Origin of the sequence: Bacillus sp. GbtcB10 (assembly GCF_019091365.1) — a bacterium.
In the GTDB taxonomy this organism is placed as follows: Bacteria; Bacillota; Bacilli; order Bacillales; family Bacillaceae; genus Bacillus; species Bacillus altitudinis.
In genome coordinates, this window is sequence record NZ_JAGXJP010000408.1 from 1 (window position 1) to 235 (window position 235).

A 235-nucleotide genomic window follows, 5' to 3' on the forward strand; every position below is an offset into this window, starting at 1 on the left:
CTTTGTTCGTGCAACGTTAGAATCACTTGCTTATCAAACGAAAGATGTCTTAGATGCGATGGAAAAAGATACAAACATCTCACTTAAAACATTGCGCGGCGATGGCGGGGCTGTAAAGAATGATTTCTTAATGGGCTTCCAAAGGGATTTGCTCGATGTACCAGTAGAACGTCCAGAAATCAATGTAACGCCGGCACTCGGTGCGGCCTATCTTGCGGGAATAGCAGTTGGCTTC

General features: G+C 45.5%; 1 protein-coding gene. It reads left to right on the forward strand.

Features of this window, described 5'->3' with window-relative positions:
- A partial coding sequence (locus tag KVT11_RS20670; protein ID WP_254636546.1) for an FGGY-family carbohydrate kinase occupies nucleotides 1-235 on the forward strand: 235 nt, incomplete at both ends.